General features: G+C 68.6%; 16 protein-coding genes and 1 pseudogene. 9 read left to right on the forward strand and 8 right to left on the reverse strand.

Translation table 11 applies throughout. The features are described 5' to 3' along the window. Positions 1-154: 154 nt before the first annotated feature. The 3 genes from NYO98_RS04590 to NYO98_RS04600 all read right to left on the reverse strand — a co-directional run bounded on the left by NYO98_RS04590 (position 155) and on the right by NYO98_RS04600 (position 1,721). Positions 155-583, reverse strand: a complete 429-nt coding sequence (locus NYO98_RS04590) for a hypothetical protein (protein ID WP_268110346.1) — start codon at positions 581-583, stop codon at positions 155-157. Between the two features lie 128 nt (positions 584-711). Next, positions 712-1,137 carry a hypothetical protein gene (locus NYO98_RS04595; RefSeq protein WP_268110347.1) on the reverse strand — a complete coding sequence of 142 codons (426 nt, stop codon included), beginning with the start codon at positions 1,135-1,137 and terminating at the stop codon, positions 712-714. A gap of 302 nt (positions 1,138-1,439) precedes the next feature. Further along, entirely contained in the window at positions 1,440-1,721 is a 282-nt protein-coding gene (locus tag NYO98_RS04600; protein WP_268110348.1) for a hypothetical protein, read from the reverse strand. Between the two features lie 707 nt (positions 1,722-2,428). On the opposite strand from NYO98_RS04600, the gene NYO98_RS04605 reads away from it, so the two are divergent. From NYO98_RS04605 to NYO98_RS04615, 3 genes are all read left to right on the forward strand, one after another. Next, the gene (locus NYO98_RS04605; RefSeq protein WP_268110349.1) at positions 2,429-2,860 is read left to right on the forward strand and encodes a VOC family protein; all 432 of its coding nucleotides are present in this window, start codon (positions 2,429-2,431) and stop codon (positions 2,858-2,860) included. Positions 2,861-3,014: 154 nt separating this feature from the next. After that, complete coding sequence (locus NYO98_RS04610; RefSeq protein WP_268110350.1) at positions 3,015-3,206, forward strand: hypothetical protein; 192 nt, start codon at positions 3,015-3,017, stop codon at positions 3,204-3,206. Positions 3,207-3,343: 137 nt separating this feature from the next. Next, positions 3,344-3,760, forward strand: a complete 417-nt coding sequence (locus NYO98_RS04615) for a TraR/DksA family transcriptional regulator (protein WP_268110351.1) — start codon at positions 3,344-3,346, stop codon at positions 3,758-3,760. Positions 3,761-3,931: 171 nt separating this feature from the next. On the opposite strand, the gene NYO98_RS04620 is transcribed toward NYO98_RS04615, so the two are convergent. The 3 genes from NYO98_RS04620 to NYO98_RS04630 all read right to left on the reverse strand — a co-directional run bounded on the left by NYO98_RS04620 (position 3,932) and on the right by NYO98_RS04630 (position 6,191). After that, a complete protein-coding gene (locus NYO98_RS04620) occupies positions 3,932-5,104 on the reverse strand; it encodes an NAD(P)/FAD-dependent oxidoreductase (protein WP_268110352.1) in 1,173 nt (390 codons plus the stop codon). After that, positions 5,101-5,673: a GTP cyclohydrolase I FolE gene (gene folE, locus NYO98_RS04625; RefSeq protein WP_268110687.1), complete on the reverse strand. Its 573-nt coding sequence runs from the start codon at positions 5,671-5,673 to the stop codon at positions 5,101-5,103. The genes NYO98_RS04620 and folE overlap by 4 nt, the downstream gene beginning before the upstream one ends. 86 nt (positions 5,674-5,759) lie before the next feature. After that, positions 5,760-6,191, reverse strand: a complete 432-nt coding sequence (locus NYO98_RS04630) for a hypothetical protein (RefSeq protein WP_268110353.1) — start codon at positions 6,189-6,191, stop codon at positions 5,760-5,762. An 88-nt stretch (positions 6,192-6,279) separates the two neighbouring features. Between NYO98_RS04630 and NYO98_RS04635 the strand changes: the two genes are divergently transcribed. From NYO98_RS04635 to NYO98_RS04640, 3 genes and pseudogenes are all read left to right on the forward strand, one after another. Next, positions 6,280-6,957, forward strand: coding sequence for a helix-turn-helix transcriptional regulator (locus NYO98_RS04635; RefSeq protein WP_268110354.1), 678 nt, complete (start codon positions 6,280-6,282; stop codon positions 6,955-6,957). 177 nt (positions 6,958-7,134) lie between these two features. Beyond that, positions 7,135-7,524: pseudogene (locus tag NYO98_RS21885) on the forward strand (patatin-like phospholipase family protein); the annotation flags it as partial. Positions 7,525-7,738: 214 nt separating this feature from the next. Then, positions 7,739-7,966, forward strand: a complete 228-nt coding sequence (locus tag NYO98_RS04640; protein WP_268110355.1) for a hypothetical protein — start codon at positions 7,739-7,741, stop codon at positions 7,964-7,966. Between the two features lie 81 nt (positions 7,967-8,047). Here the strand turns inward: NYO98_RS04640 and tal are convergent, their stop codons facing one another. Then, positions 8,048-9,154 (reverse strand): transaldolase, encoded by a 1,107-nt coding sequence (gene tal / locus NYO98_RS04645; protein WP_268110356.1) that lies wholly within the window; start codon positions 9,152-9,154, stop codon positions 8,048-8,050. Then, positions 9,151-9,588 carry a hypothetical protein gene (locus tag NYO98_RS04650; RefSeq protein ID WP_268110357.1) on the reverse strand — a complete coding sequence of 146 codons (438 nt, stop codon included), beginning with the start codon at positions 9,586-9,588 and terminating at the stop codon, positions 9,151-9,153. Before NYO98_RS04650 ends, tal begins: the two co-directional genes overlap by 4 nt. Positions 9,589-9,917: 329 nt before the next feature. Between NYO98_RS04650 and NYO98_RS04655 the strand changes: the two genes are divergently transcribed. The 3 genes from NYO98_RS04655 (at position 9,918) to aceE (ending at position 15,968) form a co-directional block, all read left to right on the forward strand. Then, the gene (locus NYO98_RS04655) at positions 9,918-10,847 is read left to right on the forward strand and encodes a slipin family protein (RefSeq protein WP_268110358.1); all 930 of its coding nucleotides are present in this window, start codon (positions 9,918-9,920) and stop codon (positions 10,845-10,847) included. Between the two features lie 132 nt (positions 10,848-10,979). Next, a complete protein-coding gene (locus NYO98_RS04660; RefSeq protein WP_268110359.1) occupies positions 10,980-12,209 on the forward strand; it encodes a PucR family transcriptional regulator in 1,230 nt (409 codons plus the stop codon). 1,167 nt (positions 12,210-13,376) lie between these two features. After that, positions 13,377-15,968, forward strand: a complete 2,592-nt coding sequence (gene aceE, locus NYO98_RS04665; RefSeq protein WP_456094051.1) for a pyruvate dehydrogenase (acetyl-transferring), homodimeric type — start codon at positions 13,377-13,379, stop codon at positions 15,966-15,968. Positions 15,969-16,049 lie beyond the last annotated feature (81 nt).

The raw sequence follows: 16,049 nt of genomic DNA on the forward strand, positions 1-16,049 counted from the left end.
CCGCAGGGACCGCGTTGCTTGTCCGACCAGGTCGAGCGTCAACAACGCGTCAGAGCACGACTGCGACGTCGTGTCCGTGCGGGCGACGTCTAGGTGCATGTTGAAGAGTCACAGGGTCCGCTGCCGGTTGGCGAGCATCGTCGCGGAACGTCCATCAGGCACGGGTCGGCACGTCGACGTCGGCGTACGGACCCTTCTGGGCTTCCACCGGTACGAGCATGTGCACCAGCTGAGCGTCGGTGACGTCCAATGTCAGCTCGACAAAACCGCCCACAGACAGGTTGGCCGCTGGCACGGAAATAGGTGGGGCGTCGGTCAAGGCGACCGACGTGCGGGGTGGTAGCCGGATGACGTCGGCGAGCAGGGCGGTTCGCACGGGAGTGTCGTCGCTCTTGATGGCAGCGCCGGTGAGCGCATGCGGCTGGTTCTCAGTGTTCTTCAGCGTGCCGACGACGCGACCGTTCCCGTCGCCGTCAAGCACGACCGCGAACCCGACCGCGTCGACCTGCTCGGTGCGGGCGTTCGTGCCGATGGCTGGGGTGTACGCGCCGGGGTCCAGGGCGGGGAGAGGCGCCGCATCCACCGAACACCCGGATGCCAGCGCCGCCGAGAGGATGGCCGTGCCTATCCACGCCGGACGACCGCCGCAAATGTCGGAACGTCTGTGAAGCCCAGATCGCGACACGCCCCGGATCGCATCTCGCTTCACTCCTATGTCTCCGACACCTCGACGGTGAACTCTTCGCCAGCTTCAGGGTCGGCCACCGGGTGCACCACGGCCACGTGAGCCCCTACTTCGCGGGGCATCGCCCGACCATCGCCACGCCCACCAGCGGGCGCCTCAACGGCAAAGACCTGACCGCCGTCGGGGTTCACCAGGCGCAGCTCGTAGCGGGTGTCGCTCTCGTTCTCCAGCACCATCGCGACGACCTCCCCGGCTTCGGCCTCCAGGTCGGGCGAGGCATCCACCTGCCCGTTCGCGGACACGTGGAACCGCAACGTCGGAGGGTTCAAGGGGACGTCGTTCTCAGCCCGCTCGCTCAACGGCGCCGCACCGGCCTCACCTTCGGGGATCTCTTGTCCGCACGATGACAAGACGCCCGCGAAGAGCACGCACAACGCCAGCAGCGCCACCATGTGCCACTGTCTCCGTTCCCTGGGCCCACCTGTTCGGTGAAGCAGCCGACTGTTCCGGCCGATTCGTTCGGGTGTTGGGCGGTGTGTCTTTTCGGGGCTGGGCACGTGTTTCGCCTCTCGTGTCAGGCGCGCTGGTGGGCGTATGCGGCGGCGCGGGACGGGTTTTGGGTGCGCTGAGCCCACCCGTGAAGGCAGTCGTCCGTCATTCCCCTTGGAACGGCGGTGGCTGGGTGCGGGTGCGGCGCGGCCGTAGAGCAGTCGGTGGGCAGTCGTGAAACGGCCCCGGCTGTGTGGTTCGCCGGTCAGGCGGCGGCGCGTACGACGAACTGCAGGCGGCCGAGGTCGTCGGTGCGCACGTCGAGGACGCTGTCGCTGAACCTCAAGGCGGCGATGGGGCCCAGGAACACGCGGGCGCCGGCGTGTTCGACGACGAGGTCGGACTCGTGTGGGGACACGACGCGGTTGACGGCGAACGTCGGCCGGTCAGGTCGACGGCAGATGCGTAGGCCGGGCAGGTGCGAGGGCGCGGTGGGGCGGGAGATCGCAGCAACGGCTTCGTGGGCCTTCTTGGTGAGCGTGAGCATGGGTGACTCGACTCCTTGGGTTGGCTGTCCTTCCACCCTGCAAGACCGGTGTCGTCGTCTCAACCGCGTCTACGCTCGACCGTGACCAAGCGTCACGCGATGGTTATGCGGCTGTGACCTACTGGCCGGTTTGCGCCAGGCCCTTTGCACTGGCCGGCGTGCGAGACCTTGACCATGTCAGTCAGGCAAGGAGTAGTCCGCCCTTGCGGAGAGGGTGAGTCCTCCCGAGGGCGTGCGGTCGAGGACGCCAGCGTTGACCATCGAGGCTCCTCGCAGCCGCTGGCTCTCACCGACTGTGCGCGGCAGGTTGTCGCGAAGCGCGCGGTACACCAGGCGTGCCTGACCAATGTCGAGGCTGCGACGCGCCAGGTGTCGCCGCCACGCCTCGCGCACCACGGCCGAACTCGGTCCCGGGTTGGCTGGCCGGATCGAGATCCCGGCCGAAGAAGCAGGTCGAGTTGCTGAACGTCGGCAACGGTCGAGTCAGTGAGTCGGCCGGGGTCGGCTGGTGAAGTCCCGCCCGGTACTCGGCACGCTGGTCAGAACGGGCCGGCGGGGCCCGAACGTCGTGCCACGACGGACCGAGTGGAAAAGCGAGCCGTGACGCAGGCAACCGACGGTTCGACCTGGTGCGCGGGCTCTGAGAGGTGATCGGTCGAGTGGCGCGCCGAATACGAGGTGAGACGGAGTGAAAGTAGGAACCCCCAATGAGCGGTGAAGGTCTTGAATGCCGGGCAACGCGGGTGGCATCGGCGATCCTCTTCGTCTGCCAACTGGAGCGTTCGATCGAGTTCTACCGGGATGTCTTGCTGTGCCGGGCCACGATCCACACCGGTGACTCGGCCCTGTTGCTCGACCCGGACGGCTTTCAGCTCTACCTGATCGCGCGGGGAACACGCGCCGAGCACCCCTCCGGTGGAATTGGGCTTCAGGGCCTCATTTGGGCAGCGGACAGCGACAAGGAGCTGCGACGGTTGGATCGAGCCCTCCAAGACCGTGGGGGACGAACTGAGACCCGCACCAGCGGCGGAGTCTCCTTCCTGTCCGCACGCGACCCCGATGGCAACCGGATCCTCATCACCCACCCGAGCCCGGCAAGGCAGCCACGCGCCGTGATCGGCAGCCACCTCTACGTCTGACGCGAGGTGCCCCGACGAACGCAGCTTCGGTCCTCGGGAACCCGTCTCGTGGCGAGGATGTCGGGTCGGCTGGCATTCCGTCGAGGACTTGCCTATGGTCCGAGTCATCAACCTCGAGCGAGGTCGACAGGCGTGTCCGGGGAGTGAAGGTCGAGTGGACGTCCGGTTCAGCGACGGCATGTTCCACGGTTGCGTGTGCACGACGCGTGCCGCGTACGCGGTTCCGGCGCACGTGCCCTCCGGTGCCGCCCTCGCGGCGCTGATGCTGAGCGAAGAAGCGCGCGGGGTCCGGGGTCTCGACGTGCTGCGACGCAGCGTCGACCGTGCGCCGCCCATCGCAGCCTGATCCTCGACCACACTCGCCAGCCGGTACGACGATCGCTGGCACCGCAGGCTCTCACCCGGCAGTGCGCGCTGACAGACCGCGCCCGTCTGCCCGGGTGACGTTCCCTGCGCCCTGACGACTTCGCAAAGGACGAGCGCATGCGCACCCACACCTACCAGTACAAGCTGGCCACCCCCGTACCTGACTCCACTCCGCCTGAGCACAGGCCCAACACCGAGGATGCGCCGCTCCGGCACGACCTGGGGCCTACGCCGGCAGCCGGGCGTTCGACGGCGGCGGACATCGCCGAGCTGGACGCGACCTTGGCGGAGCTCGAATCCAGGCGAGAGGATCAGGTGTCTTCTCTCCACGACGCCACCCACGACCCGGTCGCCATCGCGTACAAGGAATCGGTGAGACGCATCCTCGGCGAGATCCGACTCGCCCGTCACAGGTTGCGTGAGGGCAAGCACGGCGTCTGTGTCGACTGCCGCGGCGAGGTCACCGCCGAACGCATCGAAGCACTCCCGTGGGCCACCCAGTGCACCGACTGCGCCCGACGTCGCTACAGCTGACCGGGTTGACGCGCAGGGTCTTCGGCTCTCGCGCTTGCTAGCGGCTTCGCCGGCCCGGCAGTGCAGGAGCACGCCGGGCCGGAGAAGCCGTCACCCGTGGCCCACCCTGGGTGAAGCACGCACGAAAGCCTCCGGCAGCCAACGACTCGCGCCCGGTCCGCGCGCACGTCATCAGGCGCGCGCGAGCTCGACGTCGGGGTCGAACAGCTGCGTGGTGGCCTGCTGGCCGACGATGCGCCTGATGGGCTCGATGGCATCCCAGTCGTTGATGTGCATGCCGGCGATGACGGTGCCGCGGCGAAGCCAGAAGGCGGTGACCACCCGCTCCTCGACGCTGCCGCGGATCAGCAGCCTGTCGTGGCCGGTGGTGGTGCCGACGAACTCCATGCCGAGGTCGTACTGGTCGGTGAAGAAGTACGGGTGCCTCGTGTACGGGTCGTCGCTGCCGAGCATGACGCGGGAGGCGTGCTGGCCTTGCGCGATGGCGTTGTTCCAGTGCTCGACGCGGAGACGGCCGATGGTTGGGTGGTCGTGGTTGGCCACGTCGCCGGCGGCGTAGACGTGGGGGTCGCGCGTGCGTAGGCGGGCGTCGACGAGTACGCCGTTGTCGACTTCGAGCCCGGCGCGGGCGGCCACGTCGGTGACCGGGGAGGCGCCGATGGCGACCACGACGGTGTCGGGGACGAGGCGGTGCCCGTCGGACAGCACGACCTCGTATCCGCGGATGGACTCCGCGGTGGTGCCCAGCCGTAGGTCGACGCCGTGCTGGCGGTGCAGGTCGGCGAACAGGCGGCCGAGCTCGGACCCGAGCACGCCGAGGAGGGGGAGCGGTGAGCGCTCGACCAGGGTCACCGTGGCGCCGGATTGCCGCGCTGCGGCGGCGACTTCGAGACCGATCCAGCCGCCGCCCAGGATGAGGACGTGTCCCGACAGCCGGGTCTTGAGGGTGAGGGCGTCGTCGATGGTGCGCAGGTAGGTGACCTGGAGTCCTGACGTGTCCACGAGGGGGAGTCGGCGCGGTGTCGAGCCGGTCGCGAGGAGGAGCCGGTCGTAGGGGACGGACTCGCCGGCGACGGTGACGCGGCTGCGGTCCAGGTCGAGCTCGGTGACCGGCGTTCCCAGGTGCAGGTCGACGTTGTGGTCGGCGTACCACCGGGCGTCATGCAGGTAGACCGAGTCGATCTCGGCTTGGCCGAGGAGGAAGTCCTTCGACAGCGGCGGGCGGTCGTAGGGGAGATGGCGTTCGGCAGCGACGAGGGTGATGTCGTCGTCGTAGCCTTGCTTGCGCAGCTCCTCGACGGCGTGTGCGCCTGTGAGGCCGCCACCGACGATGACGATGTTCATGGCGTGCTCCTTGTCAGGGCGAGGAATTCGGCGCGGCTGCGCGGGTCGTCGCGGAGGTGACCGAACAGCGTCGAGGTGACGGTGCGCGTCCCCACGGCTCTGGCGCCGCGCAGGCTCATGCAGGTGTGCTCGGCTTCGATGACCACGCCGACGCCCTTGGGGTGCAGGCTGCGTTCGAAGTGGTCGGCGATGCGCTTGGTCAGACGCTCCTGCGTCTGGGGTTCGCGGGCGTGGAGGTCGACCATGCGGGCGAACTTCGACAGCCCGAGGATGCGGCCGCCGGGCAGGTAGCCGACGTGGGCGACGCCGACGAACGGCAGCATGTGGTGCTCGCACAGTGAGTGGACCGGGATGTCTCGGACCAGGACGAGCTCGTCATACCCCTCGTCGTTGGGGAAGGTGGTGAGCTCGAAGTCCGAGCCGGTGGTCATCTCGATCAACGCCTGCGCCATTCGCCGCGGCGTGTCGGCCAGGCTCTCGTCGGTCAGGTCCAGTCCCAAGGCCGTCAGCAGGTCGGCTGCCGCTGCTTCGGCCGCCGTGGCGTCGACCTCCGGCCGCGCGTGCGTCACACGCGGGCGGAACTGAGCGTGTGCGACGCGGGCGGGTGCGATCGGTGTGGGTGCGACCCGGGCACTGGGCACAACGGTGACGTCGTTCACGAGACTGCCTGTACGCGGTTCTGCGGGCGGTCCCAGGCGAGCAGGGTCAACGCCAGCGCCGCAACCAGCAGGCCGAAGTCGCGCAGCGCGATGTCGTAGTACTCGCCCATGGTGATGAGGTTGACAATGATGCCGGCCAGCCACGCCGCGACCAGAGGCCCGCCGAACCGCGGGGCGATCGCAACCACGAGTCCCGCGACGATCTCGATGACGCCCACGGCGAGCATCGCCTGGTGTGCGGTGCCCGGGACGATGTCGTTGACCCACGGCGCCAGGTAGACGGCCCAGTCGTCGGTGAGCAGGTTGAAGAACTTGTCGAGCCCGAAGGCGATCGGCGCGATCGTGAAGACCGTGCGCAGCAGTAGGTACGCGCGTTCGGTGCCCAGCCGCGTGGCGGAGGGCGACGAGGTGGACGTCGTGGTGGTCATGGGAGCCTCCTGACTCTAAAAAGAACTTTCCTCGAAAGTAGATCCGCCGGTCTGTTGTGTCAAGAGAAGTCTGTTTTAGACTGTGGGCATGGACGTGAGCTCGCAGTACGCAGGAATCGGAGCGCTGGCCGACGACACCCGTCGCGCGTTGTACGACTACGTCGTCACGCAGTCGGACGCGGTCGGACGCGAGCAAGCGGCCTCAGCTCTGGGCATCGCCCAGCACAACGTGAACTTCCACCTCGACAAGCTGGTCGCCGAGGGTCTGCTCGAGGTGGAGTACCGGCGCCTGAGCGGGAAGTCGGGACCCGGCGCCGGGCGGCCGAGCAAGCTCTACCGGCGTGCCGAACGCGAGTTCGCGGTGTCGCTGCCGCCGCGCCGCTACGACCTGGTCGGCGACATCCTCGCCGCCGCGATCGTGCGCAGCTCCGCGGGTTCGCCGTTGGGCGAAGCGTTGCACGAGGTGGCGCTGGAGGAGGGACGCGACGTCGGTGGCGCTGCGAGCGGGGTCGATCCCCGTGACCCGCTGGCAGCCATGGCCCGCGTGCTGGAGGGTCAGGGGTACGAGCCACAGGTCGAGGCCGATGTCGTCGTGCTGAACAACTGCCCGTTCGACACCCTGGCGAAGAAGCACACCGACCTCGTCTGTGGCCTGAACCGCGACTTCGTCCAAGGGGTCGCCGAAGGCCTGGGTTGCGCACATGTCGCCGCGTTCCTGGAACCGCAGCCGGGTCAGTGCTGCGTCAAGGCACGCGCGGCCAGTTGACCGCGGAGCAAGCACGGTGCGCACTCAAGAGCCGGCCCCCCGCCTCCCGGCCACTCGGGTCCTGGCCCCTGTTGTCCTGGCCCCTGTTGTCCTGGCCCCTGGAGTCCTGGCCGGCTCGTCATGACCACCGTGTTCGTGCTTGCTGGGGGCGGCAGCCTGGGGGCCGTGGAAGTGGGGATGCTGCAGGCGCTCGCTGAGAACTCCATCGTGCCTGACGCGCTCGTCGGCACGTCGGCCGGCGCGCTCAACGCTGCTTGGGTCGCCGCGCACGGGATGTCGAGTGCCTCGCTCGAGGAACTGGCAGCGATCTGGATCGAGCTTCGGCGTGTTGATGTCTTCCCGGTCGACATTCGGCAGGTGGTTCGCGCCGCTGCCGGCCTCAGCCGGGCAGTCAGCTCCGCTCACCGCGTGGGCGACCTGGTTGCGGCGCACGCGGGCGTGCAGAACGTCGAGGACACGGAGCTACCGCTGTACCTGCTGGCTGCCGACTTGCTCGGCGGCACCGAGGTAGTCATCGCCGACGGCTCATTGGTCGATGGCGTGCTGGCCAGCGCTGCCATCCCGGGGGTCTTCCCGCCGGTGACCAGGCACGGACGGCTGCTGGTGGACGGTGTCTTGTCAGGGCGAAGCGGGGTCGGTCAGGCGGTGGCGCTCGGTGCCACGACGATCTACGTCCTGCCTACCGGAGCGGCTTGCGCCCTCCCACGGGCGCCTCGCTCAGCGATTGGCGTCGCCCTTCATGCTCTGACCACGCTCATCCAGAAACCGGCTCGCTCACGAGATGGCCGCGTACGCCGATGCGGCGACGGTCAAGGTCCTGCCGCCGTTGTGTCCGCTGTCGGTGTCGGCGGCGAACTTCGCGCATGCCGCCGAACTCATCAAGCGCAGTCGCGACGCCTCTCGGACGTGGATCGCGGCCGGCAACCTCGACCTCCCCGCGCCGGAGAGATTCCTGTCTGCACACGGTCGTGCCAGTGCGGCATCAGGCCTGCGTGCGGCCGCCATGTGACGAGCAGAAGGCCGGTAAGAACGGGGCCTCCTGGCGCCGCGCGGCAGCTCTCGACCCAGCTCGTCCGTCTCCGTGTCCCCTTCAGCGGGTGGCGGGGGTGGCCGCCTTGGCTTCGAGAACATCGACCGCCCGCGTCATCGAGGTGGCGAATGCCGCGACGCCATCATCTTCCAACGTCTGGCCGACGGCGGTCAGCTCGATGCCGAGCCGCGATAGGGCCTGGAGCGTGGCGACGGCGTCGGCGATCCGCGTGTCGAGGGTGCGGGCGACGGTGCCGTGATCCTCGAAGGCGTCGAGCGTCGTCTCCGGAAGTGTGGTGACGGTGTTGGGACCGATGAGGTTGTCGACATAGACGGTGTCCGGGTAGCGGGGGTTCTTGGTCGAGGTCGAGGCCCACAAGGGGCGTTGCACGCGGGCACCCAGCTCGGCCAGGCGCCCCCAGCGTGCACCGGAGTGGGCCTCGCGGAACATCCGGTACGCGACCTTGGCTTGCGCGATGGCTGCCTGTCCGCGCAGCGCCAACGCCGCTGGTGTGCCGATCTCTTCCAACTGGCGGTCGACGACCGTGTCGACTCGGCTGACGAAGAACGAGGCCACGCTGTGCACGGACGTCAGGTCGCCGCCACCGCGGGCGAACCGCTCCAAGCCCGAGAGGTACGCGTCGAGGATCTCGCCGTAGCGCAACAGGGAGAAAAGGAGCGTGACGTTGATGCTGCGTCCCTCGGCAATCATCTCTTCGACCGCTTCCACGCCCTCGCTCGTGGCGGGGATCTTCACGAGCAGGTTCGGCTTGTCGATGCGTTCGTGGAAGCCGCGTGCTGCTGTGACGGTGGCGTCGGTGGCGCGTGCCCAATGGGGCGCGACCTCGATCGACACGAACCCGTCACTGCCGCCGCTGTGCCGGTAGGTGGGCGCGAGGATCTCCAACGCGGTGGCGACGTCGGTAAGCGCCATCTCCCAGTAGGCGTTCTCGATGCTTGTGCCGGCAGCCATCAGGGCTGCGAGCTGGTCGTCGTAGGCGTTCGATGAGGTGATCGCCGTGGCCACGATGCTGGGATTGGCCGTCACCCCGCGCACACCCGAGACCACGAGCCTGTCGAGCGTGCCGTCGCGCAGCATCGACCGCGTGAGGTTGTCCACCCAGGGGCTCTGCCCTTGGTCGTCGTAGAGCCGGTCGAGCTTGGTCATCGATCCCCCTGGTGCAGGTCACCGAACCCCCGGCGCAGGTACGGCATCGGGTCGCCGTCGGCGGTCGCCGGTCCGGCGAGCCATGCCTCGACAGCGAGCGGGTGACGCCTCTGGAGCTCGTCGAGGTAGGAACGCCGCTCCTGCGCGACGACCCTGAGGCGCCGCGGCGATGCGGCGGTGCGCGCCACTTCACAGCTGGCACACCACGCCTGGCACAGCTCTTCGTCGGTCAGCAGACGGGGGTCGGGAACCGGCGAATAGTAGGCGTACTCCGGACTTGCGCACGCCAGGGCACGAAGCGCGGCATCCCAGCTCTCCGACGAGACTACGAAGCGCCTGCCTCGCCATTCCCGGACGGCCCGCACAGCCCATCGGATGCTGAGCAGCACGGCGAGCACCACGACGGCCCCGCCGGCGCCGAGCAGCACGGTCATGACGCGAGACACTCCATGGCTTTACCTTGCCTGCCGGTTCCGGGCACGTCATCGCTGCCCACCGGCCGACAATGGTCCCCGTTCCTTGCCGGAGAACGGCACCGTGCGGCAGACCTGTCGAACCATCCGACCGTGTGACGGTCGCCCCGGGCCGGTACCCGGCCTTTCGTCGGTGGCAGCGGGGTGCCACGCCGACACGGCCGGCAGCCTCCGTTGCCGGCCGTCGGCAACCAGGGCGGGGTCAGCTTCGCCGATGACGACTCTCGTTCTGCGCGGGGCCAGCAGACACGGTGAACACCACGGTGTTCGACCCTTGAAAGGAGTCCACCATGTCCTTTCTCATCAGTCTTCTCGTGCCCGTCGTAGCGGTGCTGGCGCTGCTTGCCATGAGCGTGCGCGTGGTCAAGCAGTACGAACGCGGCGTCGTCTACCGGTTCGGACGCGTCCTGCGGGAGCCGCTGCGTCCGGGCTTGACGCTGATCGTGCCGTTCGTCGACCGACTGCAGAAGGTGAACATGCAGATCGTGACGATGCCGGTTCCTGCCCAGGACGGCATCACCCGCGACAACGTGACCGTTCGTGTGGACGCGGTCGTGTACTTCCGCGTGCTGGATCCGATTCGGGCTGCGGTGGACGTACAGGACTACTTGTCAGCGATCGGGCAGGTCGCCCAGACGTCGCTGCGCTCCATCATCGGCAAGAGCGACCTGGACGACTTGCTGTGCGACCGTGAACAGCTCAACCAGGGGATGGAGCTGATGATCGACAGCCCCGCGGAGGGATGGGGTGTGCACATCGAGCGCGTCGAGGTGAAGGACGTCGCTCTCCCGGAGTCGATGAAGCGCTCCATGTCGCGTCAAGCCGAGGCTGAACGGGAACGCCGCGCCCGGGTCATCACCGCGGACGGTGAGCTGCAGGCTTCGCAACAGCTCGCACAAGCCGGTGAGGTGATGGCCGAACATCCGGCCGCGCTCCAGCTGCGACTGCTGCAAACGGTGGTCGAGGTGGCCGCGGAGAGGAACTCCACGCTGGTGCTGCCGTTCCCGGTCGAGCTGCTCCGCTTCCTCGAACGGACCACCCCTGGCGAACCCACCGAAACGGCCGCGGGCCCGACCACCGCCGCACCGATCGAAGAAGACGCGCCCGAGCCGTCCGTGATGCCAAGGCCCGCCGCCGCGCGCCTGGTCGCTCCCCGCGTGCCGTTGGCCGATGTGGCGAGGGACCGTGCGCTCGGGGTGATGCCCGGGCAGTGCGGCTGAGGCTTCACGGGGTGTCGGAGCCGGCGGTGCGTCGAGGCCGGGCGACCCCGGAGGTCGGCACTATCGGTTGGTGTGGCGGTCCGGCATGCTTGCGTCCACTGGTGTGCAAGTGACTACGGAGGCGACGCGCGGATGGGGAGCACCAGCAGCGCCGGCGACGGTGAGTGGTTGGCGATGGCGGCTGAGGAGGCCAGCAAGGACGCCGGCGGCGTACCCGTCGACGTGCTCGGGGACTACCTTCCGATGTTGGCCGATGCCGCGACATTCGGCCGGTTCCCGGGACCGGAGCAGATCGATGCGGTGCGCGTACAGGGCCGTCGCGCTGCGGAACAAGGCATCTCGGTAGGGCGCGGGGTCGATCTGTATCTCTCGGCGGCTCGCCGCGTGTGGGGAGGGCTGCCCGCAGTCACGCGCGAGCGGGACAGGGCAGCCGTTCGAGCAGCGGCCGAGGCGGTGCTGCAGGTCATGGACGACGCCGTCGCAGCCTTCGCCGACGGTCACGCCGAAGCCGGCCGCGAGATGGTCCGCCGGGAAGAGACGCTGCGTCGCGAGCTCGTCGAGGACCTGCTGCGCGGGGATGCCCACCTCAGCGACCTCGTCGAACGGGCCGAACCGTTCGGCCTTGATCTGACCCGTGCTCATCAGGTCGCTCTCGCGCAACCCGGCACGCAGCTGTCGTCGGTCGCGGCCGCGACGACGGCACTGGAACGGGTCGTCCTGGACCGTTTCGGTGATCGCGACGTCCTGGTCGCCACCAAGGAGGGCTGGGTGGTCGTCATCGCGCTGGCGGATGCGACGGGCGCGTCGGTGCCGTCGGTTGGGATGGAGAAGACCGGCGACCTGGGCAAGATCGTCCATGGGGAGCTCAGCCGACTGCGACGCGGACGGCCATGGCGCGTCGCCGTCGGCCGAGCACACCCCGGGGCCTACGGAATTGCACGCTCCTACGAGGAGGCGCGTGAAGGCCTCACCATGGCGACCCGCATGCAACTGGACAGCCCCATCGTTCAAAGCCGTGACCTGCTGACCTACCGCGTACTGGCCCGGGACCAGCCCGCGCTGGTCGATCTCGTCCAGTCTGTGCTCAACCCGCTCACCCAGGCGCGCGGCGGCGCCGGCCCGTTGCTCGAGACGCTGGGGGCCTACTTCGACGCCGGCTGCGTCGCCACCGCGACCGCCGCCCAGTTGCACCTGTCGGTGCGGGCCGTGACCTATCGCCTGGCTCGAGTGCACAAGCTGACCGGCTTCGATCCCCTGACCCCGGCGCACCGCTTCACCCTCCACGCGGCCGTGCTCGGCGCGAAGCTTCTCGGATGGCCGGAACGCGCGCTTCCCCAGCCTCCGACACCCGGGCCCAGGTGAGGCGTGGCACCGGCTCGGCGGCAGCCCAGGCAACGCCCGCAAGGAGCTCCGACAAGCAGCCGCCGCGCTGACACGGGCTCGGCGCACTGCGAACACGCGTGCGACAACGTTGCCGCACCCTGGCAACAACCACCCCCAACACTCGGCCGACGCGACCGGTCGCCAACCGCCTCACGCCTGGACCACCATTCCCGGTATCGGGGACAAAATCGGGGACAAACAGGAGGGAGGATCGTCGTGCTCGACTCAGCTCATGCACTCGAACCCGTTGCCGCTGCGTCCCTCCGGATGAGCCTCTCGGCGACGAGTCCAGAAGACATCGTCGACGAGTGGGGCCGCGACTCGTTCCCCGCCAGCGACCCGCCGGCAAAATTGGTGAACGGCGACCCGGCGCGCCCTCATAGGTCGAACGCGCTTCAAAGACCGGTGTGACCGGTGCACCCCTTCCGTCTCCGTTGCCGGTCGTCGGCAACCACGACCGGCCGAGGTCGACCGGTCGCGTCCCTTCTTCGGCAGGTGGCCAGCGGGCACAGTGGATGCCAGGGACACGCAAGAGTCGGCGAGTAGGAGCCGACCGAGATAGCGGCTTGCGTCGCAGGAGGAGAACGTCGCGATGACCGTCGCCGGACAACACGCTGCGGGCCCCTCTACCCCTTCGCTCTCACGCAGTAGTGAAGGGCAGCGCGCTGGGTCCCCCGCTCCGCGTGAACGGCGGGACCAGCGCGCGTCGCTGCCCAGGACTCTGGAGACGAAACCTCGCACGCCGAGGCGCGACGACCGACCTCACGACACCACCGGCACGTTGCCGGCGGCTTTCGTTGACGAACTGACGCGAGCTCTGCGACAGCAACGCGCTTTCCGCGAGGACCAACTGGCCCGGCTCGAGGCCGCTGGCGACTCACCCTCCGACCGGGTTCGGCGCGAGGTCGATGCGACGCTTCGTTCCGCCGCCCGGCTGGTCCTGGCGGAGATCGACGCGGCACTGCGCCGGATCGAACTGGGGCGCTTCGGTCGCTGTGACCGCTGTGGCAACGTCATGTCCTCGGAGCAGCTGAGAGCACTGCCGATGTCCACCTGGTGCGGGTCCTGCCAGCACCTGCGGGAGCTGACGGTCATCAAGCGGCTACCGGGGCCCTCGGACAGGAGACCGGCATCGGGACAGGAATCGTGACCGGCATCGGGGCCGGCATCGGGGCCGGCATCGGGCCCGGCATCGGAGCCGGCGTCGGGACCGGCGTCGGGACCGGCATGGTGAGCGGGGTGGGGTTTTCCGACTACGTGAACACGATCGGCGCCTGCGACGAGCCGAGCTACCCGGGCGATGAGGACGTGGAGCGCCGTATTCGGGCATGCATCCGGTGGAACGCGGCAGTGATGGTGCATCGCGCGCAGCGTCCCGGGTTGGGGCTCGGCGGTCACCTCTCGACGTACGCGTCGACGGCAACGCTGTACGAGGTCGGTTTCAACCACTTCTTCCGCGGACACCATGCCGAGGGCGGCGCAGACCAGGTGTTCTTCCAAGGACATGCCTCGCCGGGGATCTACGCTCGAGCGTTCCTCGAGGGGCGCCTCGACGAGGAACAGCTGGATGGTTTCCGCCGCGAGCTCTCCCACGGCGGCCCCGGGAACGGCCTGCCGTCTTACCCGCACCCTCGGCTCATGCCGGCGTTCTGGGAGTTCACCACGGTGTCGATGGGGTTGGGGGCGATCAACGCGATCTACCAGGCACGGTTCAACCGGTACCTGCACGACCGGGGACTCGCGGACACGTCCCGGCAACGCGTCTGGGCGTTCCTGGGCGACGGTGAGATGGACGAACCAGAGGCGCTGGGTGCGCTGGCTGTGGCTGGACGTGAGGAGCTGGACAACCTCACCTTCGTCGTGAACTGCAACCTGCAGCGCCTCGACGGCCCGGTGCGCGACAACGGCAAGATCATCCAGGAGCTCGCATCCATCTTCTCCGGCGCGGGGTGGAACGTCATCAAGGTCGTGTGGGGACGCGAATGGGACCCGCTGCTCGACGCCGACACCGACGGGGTGCTGCGCACCCTGATGAATCAGACACCTGATGGCGACTTCCAGACGTTCCGTGGCGAGTCCGGCACCTTCGTCCGCGAACACCTCTTCGGCCGGGACCCGCGCGCGTTGAAGCTGGTCGAGGGCATGTCCGACGCCGAGATCTGGGGACTCACCCGCGGCGGCCACGATCCGCTCAAGGTGTACGCCGCCTACGACGCCGCCGTGCGTTACCGCGGTCAACCCACGGTCATCCTCGCCCAGACCATCAAGGGCTGGAAGCTCGGCGCCCACTTCGAGAGCCGCAACTCCACCCATCAGCTCAAGAAGCTCAGCCTCGAAGACCTGAGGGAGTTCCGTGACCGGCTCCAGCTACCCATACCGGACGAAGCCCTGGAGGACGAGGCCCCGCCGTACTACAAGCCCGACACGGACTCGCCGGAGCTGGACTACCTCAACCGGTGCCGCGCACGCCTGGGCGGTCACGTCCCCGAGCGCCGTGCCTGCGGCCGGGCCGTCGCCCAGCCCGGCGAAGCGGCCTACGCGGTGACCGCCAACGGCTCCCGCCAGCCGGTCGCCACGACCATGGCCTTCGTCCGGCTGCTGCGCAGCCTGATGAAGGACCCGACGCTGGGGCCGCTGTTCGTGCCGATCATCCCGGACGAGGCGCGCACCTTCGGCCTCGATGCACTGTTCCCGGGCAAGAAGATCTACTCACACCTGGGACAGCGCTACCTCTCTGTGGACCGTGAGCAGCTGTTGAGTTATCAGGAGGACACCGTAGGAGTCCTGCTCCATGAAGGGATCACCGAAGCGGGCTGCACGGCGTCGTGGACCGCCGCGGGCACGGCGTACGCCACTCACGCCCAACCGATGATCCCGGTCTACATCTTCTACTCGATGTTCGGCTTCCAGCGCACGGGAGACTTGCTGTGGGCCGCAGCAGACCAGCTCACGCGAGGATTCCTGCTCGGTGCGACCGCCGGGAGGACGACACTCAACGGCGAAGGGCTGCAGCACCAGGACGGTCACTCGCAACTGCTCGCCTCGACCAACCCCGCCTGCATCTCCTACGACCCGGCCTACGCCTACGAACTCGGACACATCGTGCGCGACGGGCTGCACCGCATGTACGGCGAACCCCAGCCTGACGAGGACCCCGACGTCTTCTACTACCTCACGCTGTACAACGAGCCGATCATGCAGCCCGAGGAACCCGACAACGTCGACGTCGAAGGAATCCTTGCCGGCATGCACCTCGTCTCCAGCGCGCACCACGATGGCCGGCCCAGGGCGCAGATCCTCGCATCGGGAATCGCTGTGCCCTGGGCCCTCGAAGCGCAGGACATCCTTCGCCGCGCCTGGAACGTGCACGCGGACGTGTGGTCGGTGACGTCATGGACGCAGCTGCGACGTGAGGCGCTCGAGGTAGACGACTGGAACCGCGAGCACGTGGGTGGTCTCGCCAAAGTCCCGTACGTAACCTCCCGGCTGCGGGGACGCCCAGGCCCCGTCGTCGCGGTGTCGGACTGGATGCGGGCGGTGCCGGACCAGATCGCGCCCTACGTCGAGGCGACGTGGTCCTCGCTGGGCACCGACGGGTTCGGCCTGTCCGACACACGCAGTGCCCTGCGCCGCCACTTCCACGTCGATGCGCCGTCGATCGTGGTGCGGGTCCTGCAGTCCCTGGCCGGGCAGGAGCTCGTCCACCCGGTCGCACTGGAGGCAGCAATGCGGCGATAGGGCTTCGCGTTCGCGGACGTGCCACAGGTGTCCCACGAGGTACCGAACTAGCAAAGGAGTTGGCGAGGAGACATCGACCCG

It is taken from the genome of Nocardioides pini (assembly GCF_026712185.1).
Classification (GTDB): domain Bacteria; phylum Actinomycetota; class Actinomycetes; order Propionibacteriales; family Nocardioidaceae; genus Nocardioides; species Nocardioides pini.